Origin of the sequence: Kitasatospora sp. NPDC053057, assembly GCF_044546945.1 — a bacterium.
Lineage (GTDB): Bacteria > Actinomycetota > Actinomycetes > Streptomycetales > Streptomycetaceae > Kitasatospora.
On sequence record NZ_JBITZP010000022.1, the window covers coordinates 76,882 to 91,648 of the forward strand.

At 72.6% G+C, this 14,767-nt stretch carries 13 protein-coding genes; 6 read left to right on the forward strand and 7 right to left on the reverse strand.

Features of this window, described 5'->3' with window-relative positions:
• Positions 1–104: 104 nt before the first annotated feature.
• The 3 genes from ACIG5E_RS23355 to ACIG5E_RS23365 all read left to right on the forward strand — a co-directional run bounded on the left by ACIG5E_RS23355 (position 105) and on the right by ACIG5E_RS23365 (position 3,187).
• Positions 105–1,466, forward strand: coding sequence for a TerD family protein (locus ACIG5E_RS23355; protein ID WP_396536326.1), 1,362 nt, complete (start codon positions 105–107; stop codon positions 1,464–1,466).
• A 187-nt stretch (positions 1,467–1,653) separates the two neighbouring features.
• The gene (locus ACIG5E_RS23360; protein WP_396536205.1) at positions 1,654–2,619 is read left to right on the forward strand and encodes an SGNH/GDSL hydrolase family protein; all 966 of its coding nucleotides are present in this window, start codon (positions 1,654–1,656) and stop codon (positions 2,617–2,619) included.
• A gap of 79 nt (positions 2,620–2,698) precedes the next feature.
• A complete protein-coding gene (locus ACIG5E_RS23365) occupies positions 2,699–3,187 on the forward strand; it encodes a GNAT family N-acetyltransferase (RefSeq protein WP_396536208.1) in 489 nt (162 codons plus the stop codon).
• A gap of 3 nt (positions 3,188–3,190) precedes the next feature.
• On the opposite strand, the gene ACIG5E_RS23370 is transcribed toward ACIG5E_RS23365, so the two are convergent.
• Positions 3,191–3,883: an RraA family protein gene (locus ACIG5E_RS23370; protein WP_396536210.1), complete on the reverse strand. Its 693-nt coding sequence runs from the start codon at positions 3,881–3,883 to the stop codon at positions 3,191–3,193.
• 149 nt (positions 3,884–4,032) lie between these two features.
• Between ACIG5E_RS23370 and ACIG5E_RS23375 the strand changes: the two genes are divergently transcribed.
• Positions 4,033–4,626, forward strand: a complete 594-nt coding sequence (locus tag ACIG5E_RS23375) for a Uma2 family endonuclease (RefSeq protein ID WP_396536212.1) — start codon at positions 4,033–4,035, stop codon at positions 4,624–4,626.
• A gap of 65 nt (positions 4,627–4,691) precedes the next feature.
• Here the strand turns inward: ACIG5E_RS23375 and ACIG5E_RS23380 are convergent, their stop codons facing one another.
• From ACIG5E_RS23380 to ACIG5E_RS23395, 4 genes are all read right to left on the reverse strand, one after another.
• Positions 4,692–5,621: a proline dehydrogenase family protein gene (locus tag ACIG5E_RS23380; protein ID WP_396536214.1), complete on the reverse strand. Its 930-nt coding sequence runs from the start codon at positions 5,619–5,621 to the stop codon at positions 4,692–4,694.
• A 160-nt stretch (positions 5,622–5,781) separates the two neighbouring features.
• The gene (pruA, locus tag ACIG5E_RS23385) at positions 5,782–7,410 is read right to left on the reverse strand and encodes an L-glutamate gamma-semialdehyde dehydrogenase (protein ID WP_396536216.1); all 1,629 of its coding nucleotides are present in this window, start codon (positions 7,408–7,410) and stop codon (positions 5,782–5,784) included.
• A gap of 177 nt (positions 7,411–7,587) precedes the next feature.
• On the reverse strand, positions 7,588–8,850 hold the full coding sequence (locus ACIG5E_RS23390) for an FAD-dependent oxidoreductase (RefSeq protein WP_396536218.1): 1,263 nt from the start codon (positions 8,848–8,850) through the stop codon (positions 7,588–7,590).
• Positions 8,847–9,443 (reverse strand): PadR family transcriptional regulator, encoded by a 597-nt coding sequence (locus ACIG5E_RS23395; RefSeq protein WP_396536220.1) that lies wholly within the window; start codon positions 9,441–9,443, stop codon positions 8,847–8,849. The genes ACIG5E_RS23390 and ACIG5E_RS23395 overlap by 4 nt, the downstream gene beginning before the upstream one ends.
• A gap of 157 nt (positions 9,444–9,600) precedes the next feature.
• On the opposite strand from ACIG5E_RS23395, the gene ACIG5E_RS23400 reads away from it, so the two are divergent.
• Positions 9,601–11,202, forward strand: a complete 1,602-nt coding sequence (locus ACIG5E_RS23400; RefSeq protein ID WP_396536222.1) for a PucR family transcriptional regulator — start codon at positions 9,601–9,603, stop codon at positions 11,200–11,202.
• A 31-nt stretch (positions 11,203–11,233) separates the two neighbouring features.
• Here ACIG5E_RS23400 and ACIG5E_RS23405 read toward each other — a convergent pair whose 3' ends face one another.
• On the reverse strand, positions 11,234–12,409 hold the full coding sequence (locus ACIG5E_RS23405) for a hypothetical protein (protein ID WP_396536224.1): 1,176 nt from the start codon (positions 12,407–12,409) through the stop codon (positions 11,234–11,236).
• A 136-nt stretch (positions 12,410–12,545) separates the two neighbouring features.
• Between ACIG5E_RS23405 and ACIG5E_RS23410 the strand changes: the two genes are divergently transcribed.
• Complete coding sequence (locus ACIG5E_RS23410; RefSeq protein WP_396536226.1) at positions 12,546–13,004, forward strand: VOC family protein; 459 nt, start codon at positions 12,546–12,548, stop codon at positions 13,002–13,004.
• Positions 13,005–13,067: 63 nt separating this feature from the next.
• On the opposite strand, the gene ACIG5E_RS23415 is transcribed toward ACIG5E_RS23410, so the two are convergent.
• Positions 13,068–14,696: a hypothetical protein gene (locus tag ACIG5E_RS23415; protein WP_396536228.1), complete on the reverse strand. Its 1,629-nt coding sequence runs from the start codon at positions 14,694–14,696 to the stop codon at positions 13,068–13,070.
• Positions 14,697–14,767 lie beyond the last annotated feature (71 nt).

Below are 14,767 nucleotides of genomic sequence, written 5' to 3' on the forward strand. Positions count from 1 at the left end.
CCCGCACCCATGTTCGTTACTGTGGGCAGCACCCGGCCCGGCGCCCCACCGGCCCCGGCCCGGGCCGTCGTTCCGCACCCGAGGAGGAGTCCTTGTCCACCGTCCTGACCCAAGGCGGCAACGCACCGCTGACCGCCGCGCGGGTGACCGTCGAGGTCACCGCGCCCAAGGCGCTGGACGTCTCCGGCCTGCTGCTGACCGACGCCGGAAAGGTCCGCTCGGACGCCGACTTCGTCTTCTTCAACGCCCCGCACGGGCCCGGCGTCAGCCTCCGCCCGGCCTCCGCCGGAGCCCCGGACGCGATCACCGTCGACACCCCGGCCGTCCCGGCCGACATCAGCAAGGTGGTGATCACCGCCAGCCCGGCCGACCAGTCCGCCACCTTCGCCGGGATGGAGCCCACCGCCACCCTCCGGGACGCCGACACCGGCGAGGTGCTGGTCACCTTCACCCCGCCGCGGCTGGGCCTGGAGACCGCGCTCATCGTGGTCGAGGTCTACCGGCGGAACGGGGTCTGGAAGGTGCGCGCGGTCGGCCAGGGCTACGCCGACGGCCTGGCGGGCATCGCCACCGACTTCGGCGTCACCGTCGACGACTCCCCCGCGCCGCAGCCGACCCCGGCCTCGGCCTCGGCCTCGGCGAGCGCACCGACCGTCCAGATCCACTCCACCGCCGATGTCGCCCCGCCGACCCCGCCGACCCCACCGCTGCCGCCCGTTCCCCCGGTGCCGCCGATGCCCCCGGTCGACCCCCGGATCGCCCTCGCCACCGTCCCGTCGATGCCCGCGATGCCCACGATGCCCGCGATGCCCGTGATGCCCACCATGCCCCCGCCCCCGGCCCCGGCCCCGGCAGCCCCGACGCCGGCCCCGGCACCCGCCGAGCGCCCGAAGGTCACCCTGGACAAGGGCCGGGTCAGCCTGGTCAAGGGCAGCTCCGTCTCCCTGGTGAAGAACGGCCGCCCCTTCCTCTCCTCGGTCCGGATGGCCCTCGGCTGGGAGTCCGCCGCCCGCGGCCGGGACATCGACCTGGACGCCTCCTGCCTCGCCTTCGACGCCCGGCACCAGCGCCTGGAGACGGCCTGGTTCATGAAGCTGACCATCTTCAACGGCGCGATCGCCCACTCCGGCGACAACCTGGTCGGCGGTGACGGCGGCGACGACGAGTCGATCACCGTCCACCTGGAGGGCCTGCCGGCCGAGGTCCACGCACTGGTTTTTGTGGTCAACTCCTTCTCCGGCCAGAAGTTCACCGAACTGCGCAACGCCTACTGCCGCCTGGTGGACGTCCGCACCGAGGAGGAGCTGGTCCGCTTCGACCTCACCCAGTCCGAGCCGCGCACCGGCGTGGTGATGTGCAAGCTGGTCCGCCGCCCCTCCGGCGAATGGGAGATGACGGCGCTCGGCGAGTTCGTCGACGGCAAGACCGCCCGGGCGATGATCGAGCCCTCCGCCGCCCTCCTCTGACCCGAGGGGCCCGCGGGGGCCCACGCGGCTCACGCGGCTCACCCACCCCACAACGTCACAGCCACGCCCGCGAATTCACCCTCCCGAGGCATCAAGTCGCATACGGTTCGACTCGATTGACTCTCCGGGGGGGGTGAATCGCGCTCTCCTCTGACTCCCGCACTCGTGCACCCGTTGAGGAGAGACCGTGCCCCGCTCCCCGTCCCGCCTCGCCGTCGCCGGTACCGCCGTCGCACTCACCGCCGGTCTGATCGCCCCCACCGCAGCCCAGGCCGCCGCGAAGCCCGCCACCCGCGCCGGCGCGCTGAAGTGGGCCGCCCTCGGCGACTCCTACACGGCGGGCGTCATCGAGGCCACCGGCGACCTGACCGCGCCCCAGGACGGCTGCGCCCGCACCACCGGCTCGTACCCCGAGCTCATCCGCCGCGACCTGGGCTCCCTGGCCGACCTGCGCAACGTCAGCTGCAGCGGGGCCACCACCCTGGACGTCCACGCGAACAAGCAGAGCCCGATCGGCCGCCCCCTCCCGCCGCTCGGCACCGACCCCAACGCCCCCTACCCGCCCGTCCCGCCACAGGTCGACGCCGTCGACCCGGACACCCGGGTGATCACGGTCGGCATCGGCGGCAACGACCTCGGCTTCGCCGGCATCCTCAAGGACTGCATCGAACTCGGCGCCACCAACCTCGGCCAGGGCACGCCCTGCAAGGACAAGTACGACGCCCAGCTGGCCGGCCGGTTCGACCAGCTGCGCACCGACTACAACACCATGCTCGGCGCGCTGCGGCTGAAGGCCCCGTCCGCCCGGGTCATCACCGTCGGGTACCCGCACCTGATCCCCACGGACGCCAAGCTCTGCCGGTACGGCGACCCGCTGCAGTTCGCCACCTTCACCGCCGGCGACCTCGCCTGGGCCCGCACCCGCGTCCTGGAGCCGCTCAACCTGGTCATCGAGCAGGTGACCTCGGCCCGGCAGGACACCTACGTCGACCTCTACCCCGGCTCCGCCGGGCACAGCGTCTGCGACGCCGACCACTGGCTGGACGGCGTGCTGACCAGCGTCATCCCGCTCAAGTACGCCGTGGTGCACCCCAACGCCAAGGGCCAGGCCTTCGCCGCCACCCAGGTCGAGGACACCGTCCTCGGCAGCTGACCGGCACCCCTCGGCGAGCACTGGAAAACCCACCGGAAAACCACTGGCCCGACCACCCGTCCGCGATCATCCTGGTCCGATGCACATCCGCGAAGCCACCCCCGAGGACTGGTCGGCCATCTGGCCGTTCTTCCACACCATCGTCGCCGACGGCGAAACCTTCCCCTACCCCCTCGACATGCCCTCCGAGCTGGGCCGGGAGTGGTGGATGCGCTCCGCCCCCGACCGCACGGTGGTCGCCGTGGACGAGGACGGCACGGTCCTCGGCACCGCCACCATGAACCGCAACCGCCCCGGCAACGGCGCGCACGTGGCCAGCGCCAGCTACATGGTCGACCCGGCGCACCACGGCAAGGGCATCGGGCGGGCCCTGGTCGAGTACACCCTCGACTGGGCCCGCCAGGCCGGCTTCCGCGCCATGCAGTTCAACGCGGTGGTCGCCAACAACCACCACGCCGTCAAGCTCTACCGGTCACTGGGCTTCGAGATCGTCGGCACCGTCCCCGAGGCCTTCCACCACCCGGTGGACGGCTACGTCGGCCTGCACGTCATGCACCGCCCGCTCTGAGGCTCACTCCTCGATCGCCCCGCCGACCGTGCGCAGGTGCTGCCGGAAGCTGTACTCCGGACGGACCGCGCGGAGCTCCAGGTACTCCTCGAACCTGGTCTGCCTGCGCAGCGTGTCCCCGGATGCGATCCGCCCGGCCTGCGCGCGCTCGGTCCGGGCGATCCCGGCTGCCGTCTCCAGCACCTCGTCGACCCGGTCGGCCGGCACGAACAGCACCCCGTCCGGATCCGCGAACACCACGTCCTCGGCGCTCACCAGGTGCGGCCCGACCCGCGCCGACACCAGCGCCTCCGGCTCCCGCCCGTCCAGCCGCAGCGGCCCCAGCGGCAGCGCGCCGTAGCTGAACACCGGCAGCCCGATCTCCACCAGCTCCGGCGTGTCCCGGTGCAGCCCCCACACCACGATCCCGGCCACCCCGGCGGCCCGCGCCTCCAGCACCGCGAGGTCCCCGATGCAGGCCTCGTCCGTGCGCCCGCCGTTGTCGATCACCAGCACGTCCCCGTCCCGCGCCGCCCCGTACGCCTCCAGGAACACGTCCACGCTCCCGTAGTGCCGCACCGGCAGCACCCGCCCCGCGACCCGCGCCCCGGCCACCACCGCCCCCACCCCCACCGGCGCCACCCGCACCCCCACCCCGACCCGCACACACGCATCCGCCACCAACGGCGTCGACAACCCCTCGAACTCCTTCAGCATCCCCAACTCCTCCCAGCAAGAGCCAAGTTGACCAGCAGCGCGATCCTACGCCGAGCCTCAAACTCACACCATCGAGTGAAAGCCCGCCGTGTACTGCATATCCGGACCCGACCGCGAATAGCGTGACGCCCATCTGAAGGAGGGGCATCATGAGTGCTGTGGCGCATGAGCAACCGATCACGGGCTCCCCATCGCAGGCCGACATCCTGCTGGAGAGCTTCCTGAGCCTGCACTCCCCCGAAGGCTTCCGAGCTGAGCTGATCGAGGGAGAGATCATCGTGGCACCACCGCCGGACGGAGATCACGACGACTGCATCAACCACCTGGTCAAGCAGGTCATCCGCCGCGCGGCGACCGACATGAGCACCTCCGGTACCAGAGGCCTCCGCCTCGTAAGCGGCGGTCTGTGCCCGAAGAACCACGTGATCCCGGACGCGATCTTCGCACCCGAGGAGCTCCGTCTCTTCAAGGGCGCTCCGCCGTGGATGGACCCGGACGGCATGGTGATGGTCGCCGAAGTCACGTCCAGTCGGCCCGACCAGGACCGCATCACCAAGCGGCACTGCTACGCCCGGGCAGGCATCCCGCTCTACCTCCTCATCGACAGGCAGAAGGCGCAGGTCAGCCTCTTCAGCAAGCCGCACCGCGAGGAGTACACCGAAGTCCACCTGGCCGCCTTCGGCGAGCCCCTCGCTCTCCCGGCCCCGTTCGACTTCGAGCTGGACACCAAACCCTTCCTCTAGAGACAAGCGCAACGGCCCGCACCCCCCGTCAGGGGTGCGGGCCGTTGCGTTGCCCGGGCACCAGGTCAGCTACGGGTGGCCATGGCGCGCAGGAAGAAGGTGAGGTTGGCGGGGCGCTCGGCGAGGCGGCGCATGAAGTAGCCGTACCACTCCTGGCCGTACGGGAGGTAGACCCGCATGGTGTTGCCCTCGCCGGCGAGGCGCAGCTGCTCCTCGGGGCGGATGCCGTACAGCATCTGGTACTCGAAGGAGTCCCGGGTGCGGTTGTTCCACTGGGCCAGCTGGCCGGCGATCTTGATCATGTTCGGGTCGTGCGAGGCGATCATCGGGTAGCCCTCGCCCGCCATCAGGACCTTCAGGGCCCGGACGTACGCGAGGTCGACCTCGTGCTTGCCCTGGAAGGCGACCGACTCGGGCTCCTTGTACGCGCCCTTGCACAGGCGCACGCGCGAACCGGCGCCGGAGAACTCGCGGCAGTCGGCCTCGGTGCGGCGCAGGTAGGCCTGGAGCACGATGCCCAGCCAGGGGTAGTCCGCCCGCAGCTCGCGCGCGATGGCGAGGGTGGAGTCGGTGGTGGTGTGGTCCTCCATGTCGAGGGTCACCGTGGTGCCCGCGTCGGCGGCGGCCTCGCAGATGCGGCGGGCGTTCTCCAGCGCGATCTTCTCGCCGTCCACCGGCAGGAACTGGCCGACGGCCGACAGCTTCACCGACACCTCGGCGCCGGCGGCGAGGCCGGTCTCCTTGAGGGCCTTGAGCAGGTGCTCGTACGCCTCGGCGGTGCCGGCGGCCTGGGCGGCGTCCTTGGTGTCCTCGCCGAGGTGGTCGAGGGTGACCTTGCGGCCGGTGGCGACCAGGTCGTCGCAGGCGGTGACGGCGTCGTCGAGGACGTCACCGGCGACGAAGCGCTCGACTATCGCGTGGGTCGGGGGGAACTTCTCGACCACGGTGCGGACCTGGGGGGACCGGGAGGCCGCGAGAAGGGCGGAACGGAGCATCGTGACTCCTGGAGCTGGTGTTTCCAAGGGTGGCAGAAAGAGGGCCGGGGCGGCGGTACGGGGGTGGCCCGCCGCCCCGGCGGGGCGGCGCCCGGCTGCGGGACCGGGCGTCGCGGGTGACCGTTGGCTTCTACAGCGAATCGGTCGGCAACAGGGCTGGTCAGCCCATGTGCGGGTAGCGGTAGTCCGTCGGCGGGACGAAGGTCTCCTTGACCGAGCGGGTCGAGGTCCAGCGCGCCAGGTTCTGCTTGGCACCGGCCTTGTCGTTGGTGCCGGAGGCCCGGCCGCCACCGAAGGGCTGCTGGCCGACGACGGCGCCGGTCGGCTTGTCGTTGATGTAGAAGTTGCCGGCCGCGAAGCGCAGCTTGTGCATCGCGTCCTGGGCCGCCGCGCGGTCCTGGGAGATGATCGAGCCGGTCAGGCCGTAGGCCGACACCGACTCCATCTGCGCCAGCATCTCCTCGTACTTCTCGTCCTCGTAGACGTACACGGCGAGGATCGGGCCGAAGTACTCGTCGCGGAAGTACTCCGAGGCCGGGTCCTGGCAGACCAGGACGGTCGGACGGACGAAGTAGCCGACCGAGTCGTCGTAGGTGCCGCCGGCGAGGACCTCGACGGAGTCGTCGGCCCGGGCGCGGTCGATGGCGGCCTTGTTCTTGGCGAAGGCGCGCTCGTCGATGACGGCCGACATGAAGTTGGACAGGTCGGTGACGTCGCCCATGGTGAGGCCCTCGACCTCGGCGGCGAACTCGTCCTTGAGGCCGGCCCACAGCGAGGCGGGGACGTAGGCGCGGGAGAGCGCCGAGCACTTCTGGCCCTGGAACTCGAAGGCGCCGCGGGTCATCGCGGTCTTCAGCACGGCGGGGTCGGCGGACGGGTGGGCGACCAGGAAGTCCTTGCCGCCGGTCTCGCCGACGATCCGCGGGTAGGTGCGGTAGCCGGCGATGTTGTTGCCGACCTCGCGCCACAGGTGCTGGAAGGTGGCGGTGGAGCCGGTGAAGTGGATGCCGGCCAGCGCCGGGTGCTTGAGCGCCACGGCGGAGACGTCCAGGCCGTCGCCGGTCACCATGTTGATGACGCCCTTGGGCAGGCCGGCCTCCTCCAGCAGCTGCATCAGCAGGTGCGCGGAGTACTGCTGGGTCGGGGACGGCTTCCACAGCACCACGTTGCCCATCAGCGCGGGCGCGGTCGGCAGGTTGCCGGCGATCGCGGTGAAGTTGAACGGGGTGATCGCGTAGACGAAGCCCTCCAGCGGGCGGTGGTCGCTGCGGTTCCACACGCCGTCCGAGGAGATCGGCTGCTCGGCCATGATCTGGCGGGCGAAGTGCACGTTGAAGCGCAGGAAGTCGACCAGCTCGCAGGGGGTGTCGATCTCGGCCTGCTGCGCGGTCTTGGACTGGCCGAGCATGGTGGCGGCGGCCAGGGTCTCGCGCCAGGGGCCGGCCAGCAGGTCGGCGGCCTTGAGGAAGATCGCGGCGCGGGAGTCGAAGGAGAGCGCCTGCCAGCCCGCCGCAGCGGCCAGGGCAGTGTCGATGGCCTCCTGCGCATCGGCCTGGGTGGCGTTGCGCAGGGTGCCGAGCCGAGCCGCGTGGTTGTGCGGCTGGACGACGTGGATCTCGGTGCCGCCGCCCATCCGGCGCTCACCGTTGATCGTCATGGTCAGCTGGACCGGCTCCTGGCCGCCCAGCTCCTTCAGCTTGGCCTCCAGACGAGCCCGTTCCGGGCTGCCGGGTGCGTAGCTGTGGACCGGCTCGTTCACCGGCGCGGGGACCTGGGTCACAGCGTCCATAGAGCGCACGCTCTCCTTCGTTCAATGCGGGGGGATTGCCTGCGCGGGTCGCACGCAGGCCACAGCACGAACGCTATTCCTGCCCGCCCGGCCACTTGATTGGCCGGGCGGCTAAAGTCCCCCGTACGGCGTTGTCCGCCCCGACTAAGGCGGTCACGCCGCGGTCACGACCGCCCGTCAGGCGGCCCGCCCCGCAGGCCTCACCGGCGTCACCGGCACCACCCGCCGCTCCCAGTCGATCCGGTACCCGTGCACCGGCCGGAGCATCTTCTCCGGGCTCATGAAGGTCCGCATCATGATTGGCGCGACCAGCCGGAACACCATCCGCCCGACCGGCCCGGAGGCCTTCTGGTTGTTGGTGCGCTCGGCGTCGGCGGCGATCTTCTCCACCCGCGGCCGGCGCATCGCCTCGTACGCGGCGAAGGCCTCGGTGTGGTCGGGCAGGTCGGGCAGGTCGCGCAGGCAGCGGGCGAGTTCGACGGCGCTCTCGACGGCCAGCGAGACGCCCTGCCCGGAGCTGTTGGAGGGCGCGTGCACCGAGTCGCCGACCAGCACCATCCGGCCGCGGTACCAGTGCGGGACGGACGGCATGATCTCCAGCCGGGGGAAGGTCTCGATCGTCCCGGCGTCGGCGACCCGCAGCACCTCGCGGGCGGGCAGGTCGTCGGCGTGCAGTTCGCGGCAGCGGCGCAGCCAGTCCTCCGGGCTGACCGCGCGGGCCTGCTCGTGGCTCAGCTGCTCGGGCTGCGGGATGTTGCTGAACCAGGCGGTGCCGCTGCCGTCGGCCAGGCCCCAGTAGCCGAAGAAGGCACGGGCGCCGTTGGCGAAGTGCACGGTCTCGCCGCGTCCGGCCCGGCCGGGCAGCCGGTACGGGCTGTAGCCGCCGACGCCGAGCAGGCCGGTGTACCGGGCGGCGGGCGCGGCCGGGTCGATCAGGGTGCGGACGGTCGATCCGGTGCCGTCGGTGCCGATCAGCAGGTCGCCGGTGGCGCTGGTGCCGTCGGCGAAGTGCGCGGTGATGCCGTCGGCGGTCTCCTCGGCGCCCACCAGCCGTTTGCCGTAGCGCACTTCGAGGCCGGTCTCGCGCAGCCGCCGCTGCAGCACCTCGTACATCTCGGCGCGGCGCATCAGCCGCCCGCGCGGCAGGTCGGGGAGGCCGGCGAACTCGGCCAGCGCCCCGCCCTTGCCGTCCTCGATCACCATCGGCCCGACCGGCTGCCCGATCCGGCCGACCTCCGCCTCCAGCCCGACGACGGCCAGGGCGCCGAGCCCGTTGGGGGCGATCATGAACGTTCCGCCGATGCCCTCGGCGGAGGTCTCGTAGGCCTCGAAGATCTCCGCCTCGATGCCGGCCCTGCGCAGCGCCAGCGCCATCACCGGGCCGGCGATGCCGCCGCCGATGACCAGGGCCTTCTTCTTCGACGTACGCGTGGTGCTCATTCCAGGCTCCTCATGAACTCCTGCAGGGTCCGGTTGAACTCCGGCTCCCCGATCTGTCGGATGAGGTTCTCGGTGTAGCGGCGCTCCGCTTCCAGCAACGCGAGGGCGTACTCCTCCTCGACGACGAACATCGGGTGGACGCCCATGCCGTCGGCCTTGCGCAGCATGGCGCGCGAGGTGTCGATCCGCGCGTCCAGCGCCTCCAGCCGACGGCCGAGCAGCTCGGCCGACTCCTCGGTCGGAAGCACCACGAGCAGGCAGAGGGCGACCCCGAAGGCCGGGTACTCCTCCTGCGGTTCGGCGATCCACTCGCGCATCCAGTCGAAGAGCTCCGCCTGCCCCTCGGGCGTGACGGCGTAGACGGTGCGCTCCGGTCGCTGGGTGTCGCGGACGGTCTCCTGCTCGGCGACGAACCCGGCCTTCCGCAGCTGCTCCACGACCATGTAGAGCGAGCTGCGGTTGTACTTGATGTTGCGGTCCTTGCCGTGCTCCTTGAGCCGACGACCCATCTCGTACGGATGCATCGGTTCGGCTCCGAGTTCGGCCAGGACCGCGAGGGCCAGTGGGTTCGAGACCTTGCGTCGCTTCGCCATGAGAACGTTCCTCATCACTTGGTCAGTACTGACTATCCATTCTCGGATAGTCAGAGTCAACTATTCAGGAGTAACCAACGCCGGACAGCCCAGAACTCTGTCCGCCCGGCTAAAATCAACCACACACCGTTGTCCGAGCGGATGAAGGAGGCCCGGAGTGACCACCCCCGGCCTTCCGCTCCGCCAACTGCTGATGTCCCTGGGCGAGCCCCTGGTCGAACTCCAGGCCGCCCCACTGGGCTTGGACGTCCCCGTGCGCGACGTCGCGATCCTCGACCCGGAGGACCCGCCCACCGCCGCCCCCGGCGAACTCGTCCTCGCGATCGGCGCCCGTGGCCGCGCCGCCCTCCCCGCCCTGCGCGCGGCCGGCCGGGCCGGCGCCGCCGCCGTCGCGGTCAAGCTGGACGCCCCCGGCCAGGCCGACGCCCTGCGCGAGGCCGCCACCGACGCGGGCGTCGCCCTGCTCTCGGTGCGCCGTGAGACCCGCTGGGAGCACCTCGACTCGCTGGCGCGGGCGATCATCGCCGGCCCGGACGCCCCGGACTCCCCCGGCGCCCCCGAGCCCAACGCCGGCGACCTCTTCTCGCTGGCCCAGACCGTCGCCGTGCTCACCAACGGCATCGTCTCGATCGAGGACACCTCCAGCCGGGTGCTCGCCTACTCCCGCTCCTCCGACTCCGACGAGGTCGACGACCTGCGCCGGCTGTCCATCCTCGGCTGGCAGGGCCCGGAGCCGTACCTCTCCAAGCTCCGCGAGTGGGGCATCTTCCAGCACCTGCGCAGCTCGGACGCCCCGATCGCGGTCGAGCCGCACCCCGAACTCGGCCTGCGCCGCCGCCTCGCGGTCGGCATCCGGGCCGGGGCGCAGCCGCTCGGCACCATCTGGGTGCAGGAGGGCGCCCAGCCACTGGCCCCGCTGGCCGAACAGGCCCTGGTCGGCGCCGCCCGGGTGGCCGCCGCCCAACTGGTGCGCCGCCGACGCGAGTTGTCCGCCGACGTCCGGCTCACCCAGACCCTGCTGACCGGACTGCTGGAGGGCTCCACCGGCCCCCAGTCGCTGGCCACCCACCTCGGCCTGGACCTGCGCCGCCCGGCCACCGTACTGGCGTACAGCGCCCACACCACCGGGGCGCTGCACCGCTCCGACGTCACCGGCCTGATCTCGGTGCACACCGCCGCCCGGCACCGCACCGCACTGCTCGCCCCGATCGAGTCCCGGGTCTACGTGCTGCTGCCCGAACTCCCGCCGGGCCTGCCGATGACCACCGTGCGCGGCTGGGCCGACGAGGTGGTCACCGCCGCCCGGGAGCACCTAGGCGTCCCGCTGCGCGCCGCGATCGGCTCGACCGTCGACGGCCTCTCCCAGGTGCCGGACTCCCGCGCCCAGGCCGACCGGATCCTGGACGCGATGGGCCGCGGCGGGGTGGACCTGGACGTCGCGGCGCTGATCGACGTCCAGGCCGAGGTGCTGGTCAGCGAGATGCTGGCGCTGCTCCAGGAGCGCGGCGGCCTGCGCGACCCGCGGCTCACCGCGCTCACCGAGTACGACCGCCGGCACGGCACCCGGCTCGCCGAGTCCGTGCTCGCCTGGCTGGACGCGCTCGGCGAGGTCCGGGTCGCCGCCGACTCCCTGCACATCCACCCCAACACCCTGCGCTACCGGGTGCGCCGCGCCGAGCAGTTGACCGGCATCGACCTCGCCCAGCCGCAGCAGCGGCTGCTGGCGATGCTGCAACTGCGGCTGCCCGCAGACGATTAGGCCCACGGGCGAGAGCTTCACCGAGCGCCGGTCAGCCGCGCCCCGCCCGCCACTGCTCCCAGGCCGACAGCCACAGCTGCTCCACCAGCCGCTGCTCCTCCCAGGCCCCCTCGCCGCCACCGCCCGGCCGCTCCCGCCACAGCTGCTCCCACGCCCGCTGGGCCGGCAGGCTCGCCACCTCACTGGCGAACACCGTGTACCGGACGACCTCCTCGACCGCCGCCTCCCCCTCCGGCGTGCCGACCAGCCAAGCCGTCTGCTGGGACAGCCGGTTGAGGTGGTTGACCATCGAGGTCACCGCCGCCGCGGCCTCCTCCCGGGTCTCCGTGGCGAGCCGCATCTGCTGGCGCACCGCCGCCTCCCAGCGCACCGCGCAGGCGTCCCCGCGCAGCCCGCGCGGCAGCCTCGGCGTACGCCCGGCCCGCACCTGCGCCTCGATCGCGGCGGCCTCCGCGATGCTCTGCGCGATCAGCTCCCGGTGCGCCTCCAGCCCTGCGGCGGGCGGCAGTTCGCGTTCCTCGACCGGCACGTACCGGGCCCGCCGGGAGGCCAGGTCGCGCAGCAGCTCGGTGCGCCCGCGCAGGTAGCACTCGAAGTCCCCGATCCCGCCGAGCTCCACGCAGCCGGGGGGCAGCCCGCGCCCGCACACCGTGACGGCCTGCCCGCCGACCCGCAGTCGTCCGGCCCAGACCTGCCCGGCCGCCCCGCTTCCGCCCGCCGCCACCGGCCGGTCCTCGTGCACCTCCACCGCGCAGGACTCGCCGTCCACGGTGATCCACTCGCGCAGCGCCCGCACCCGGCCCGGACCGTCGCCCTCGTCGATGCCCAACTGCTCGTAGACCCGGTCGCGTTCGTCCTCGACCACGTCCTCCAGCTCGGGCAGCACCTCGCAGTCGTCGGCCCCCGGCCGGTAGGTGCGCACGGTCACGTACGGTCCGGCCGCGGTGGTCCAGTCACCGATCTGCACCTCGACCCAGCGCAGCTCGTCGCCGCAGGTCTCGAAGGCCGCCAGCGCCTCGCCGCGGCCCGTCGACCCGGCCACGCCGTACACCGGGAAGTCCACCGCGGCGAGGGTCCGGCGGGAGAACTCCTCCTGGTCGGCGAAACGATCCTGCGTGCCCGGCCGCTCCGGCCCCGACCGCTCGGCGTTCCACTCCCGGGGCTCCTGGGGCCTTCCGCCGCTCTCCCGCACCATCCTGTGCCGCACCCCCGAGTCCTCGCGCCCGCACCGCTGACGCCACCTTACGTGGCCGGAGCTGCCGGGTCATCAGCTCGACTGCCGGACGGGCGCGGTGGCCGTGTCAGTCGGGCCGGATGTCAGCCGCCCTCCCTACGCTGGCGGCATGACAGCACAGAACAGCGCAGCCCAGGCCACCTTCCCCGCCCGGATCAGCATCGTCACCCTCGGCGTCTCCGACCTCGACCGCAGCGCCCGCTTCTACGAGGACCTCGGCTGGAAGCGCTCCTCCGCCTCCAGCCCGGAGATCGTCTGGTTCCGCACCGCCGACTCGGTGCTCGGCCTCTTCCCCAGCGAGGAGCTGGCCGCCGACGCGGGCGTGCCCGCCACCGGCGAGCCGTCCTTCCGCGGCGTCACCCTCGCGGTGAACCTGGAGTCCCCCGCGCTGGTGGACGCCGCGCTGCGGACGGCGGTCGAGGCCGGCGCCGTGGTGGTCAAGCCGCCGGTCCCGACCAGTTGGGGCGGCTACTCCGGCTACTTCGAGGACCCGGACGGGCACCTGTGGGAGCTGGCCCACAACCCGTTCTTCCCCTTCACCGAGGACGGCTCGCTGGACCTCCCGTAGGGCTCAGCCCTTGGACCGGCGGCTCAGCCCTCGGACCAGTGGCTCAGCCCTCGGCCCAGCGGCTCAGCCCTTGGACCGTGCCTTGAAGGCCGCCTTGCGCGCCTCCTTGGCCAGCGCCCGGTCCGTGTGCAGCTCGCCGATCGCCTCCAGGACGTCCGCCGTGTACGGGTGGTCGACCCGCCACAGCTCACCGAACCACGCGGCCGGATCGCCCTTCACCGGCAGGTCGGTGATCAGCTCGCGCAGCAGCGCGGCATCGCCGCCGCTGTCCAGCAGCTGGGCGGCGAAGGTGTCGACCACCGTCCACAGCGCCATCGCCCGGTCCGGCACCGGCACGTCCGTCGCGCCCAGCGCGGACAGCCAGGCCCTGGCCGAGCCGCCCAGCTCCCGGTCGTCCAGCACCTCCCGGACGGCGGGCTCGGCGTCCGCCCCCAGCAGGTTCAGCGCCGAGAAGCACAGCATCCGGCGCAGCGGCCCGTACGCGTCGTCGCCGCGCGCCGCCGCCAGCAGCTCGCGCGCCGCCGGCACCGGCTCCCGGCCGGCCACCCAGACCCGCAGCTCCTCCTCCGGCAGCACGTTGGCCGACTCGCACACCCCGCGCAGCAGCTCGGCCGCGTCCCCCTGGGCCAGCTCGCCGACCAGCGGCGCGTCGTAGCCGTCCTCCAGCAGCCACTGCCGGATGCCGTACTGGCCGAGCGGGGTGAGCCGGACCAGCCCGAAGCGGGCCGACTCCTCCTCGTCCAGAGCCTCCTCGCCGACGACGGCGGGCTCCTCGCCCTCCTCCTCGTCGAACAGCTCCGGGTCGATCGGACGGTAGTCCAGCAGGCCCAGCTCGGCGAGGTCGCCCAGCATCGGGTCCAGGGCGACCATCACATCGGTGATGTCGCCGAGCAGCTCCTCGCTCGGCTCCTCGCCCTCCGGCACCACCAGCAGCGCGGCCAGCACGCCGAGCGGCACGGTCTCGTTGCCCGGGTCGGCGAAGGCGGTGGTCTCGTACAGCACCTGCAGCGCCTCGTCGAGCAGCTCGGCGGCGGCGTCCCGGGCCTCCTCGACCTCGTTCAGGCCGTCCTCGTCCTCGTCGCCACCGCCCTCCGGAGCGGCCTCCTCGGCCTCCTCCTCTTCCTCCTCCGGCAGCGAGTCCGCCTCCACCGCCAGCTCCCGAACGATCCCGGCCGCGGTCAGCCACAGCTCCAGGACGGTCTCCGGGTCCCCCTGCTCGGCGGGCTCCAGGTCTGGCCCCGGCACCGCGACGTGCTCGCCGTCCTTGGTCGTGCCCAGCTCCACCAGGTCCAGGTCGCAGGCCAGCGACCAGGCGCGCAGCGCCTCGACCTCGGCCTCCTCCGGCACCTCGCCCTCGGCGGGGGCCAGCCCCAGCAGCCGGGCGGCGGGCGCCCGGTCCTCCTCGACCAGGTCGCCGAACTCGTCCACCACCCGGTGCGGGGCCGCCCAGCGAGCCAGCGCCAGCGCGTAGCCGAACATCGGCACGGCCTTCGCCTGCTCGGCCAGCTCCTGCTCGGCGGGCAGCTTCACCGGCGGCACCAGGACCGCGGCGTCGTCCAGGTCCTCGTCGTCCAGGCCGTGCGCGGCGAACGCCCCGTAGAGGTCCTGAAGCTCCATGTCGGCGGGCAGCACGGCCTCGGCCGCGCCCTCCCCCGCCGAAGCCCCACCGTTCTTCCGACGTCGTCCGGCCATCGTTGTGCGCTCTCCCTCAGCCAGCGGTCAGCTCGAACAGCTCCGCGTACCCGATCTACCACCTCAGCGTA

Excerpts from the sequence above, each read along its gene's own strand:
- ACIG5E_RS23380 (WP_396536214.1), bottom strand. The coding sequence starts at position 5,621 with ATGCTCCGTTCCGCCCTTCTCGCGGCCTCCCGGTCCCCCCAGGTCCGC.
- ACIG5E_RS23390 (WP_396536218.1), bottom strand. The coding sequence starts at position 8,850 with ATGAGCACCACGCGTACGTCGAAGAAGAAGGCCCTGGTCATCGGCGGC.
- ACIG5E_RS23370 (WP_396536210.1), bottom strand. The coding sequence starts at position 3,883 with ATGCTGAAGGAGTTCGAGGGGTTGTCGACGCCGTTGGTGGCGGATGCG.
- ACIG5E_RS23395 (WP_396536220.1), bottom strand. The coding sequence starts at position 9,443 with ATGGCGAAGCGACGCAAGGTCTCGAACCCACTGGCCCTCGCGGTCCTG.
- pruA (WP_396536216.1), bottom strand. The coding sequence starts at position 7,410 with ATGGACGCTGTGACCCAGGTCCCCGCGCCGGTGAACGAGCCGGTCCAC.
- ACIG5E_RS23410 (WP_396536226.1), top strand. The coding sequence starts at position 12,546 with ATGACAGCACAGAACAGCGCAGCCCAGGCCACCTTCCCCGCCCGGATC.
- ACIG5E_RS23375 (WP_396536212.1), top strand. The coding sequence starts at position 4,033 with ATGAGTGCTGTGGCGCATGAGCAACCGATCACGGGCTCCCCATCGCAG.
- ACIG5E_RS23415 (WP_396536228.1), bottom strand. The coding sequence starts at position 14,696 with ATGGCCGGACGACGTCGGAAGAACGGTGGGGCTTCGGCGGGGGAGGGC.
- ACIG5E_RS23365 (WP_396536208.1), top strand. The coding sequence starts at position 2,699 with ATGCACATCCGCGAAGCCACCCCCGAGGACTGGTCGGCCATCTGGCCG.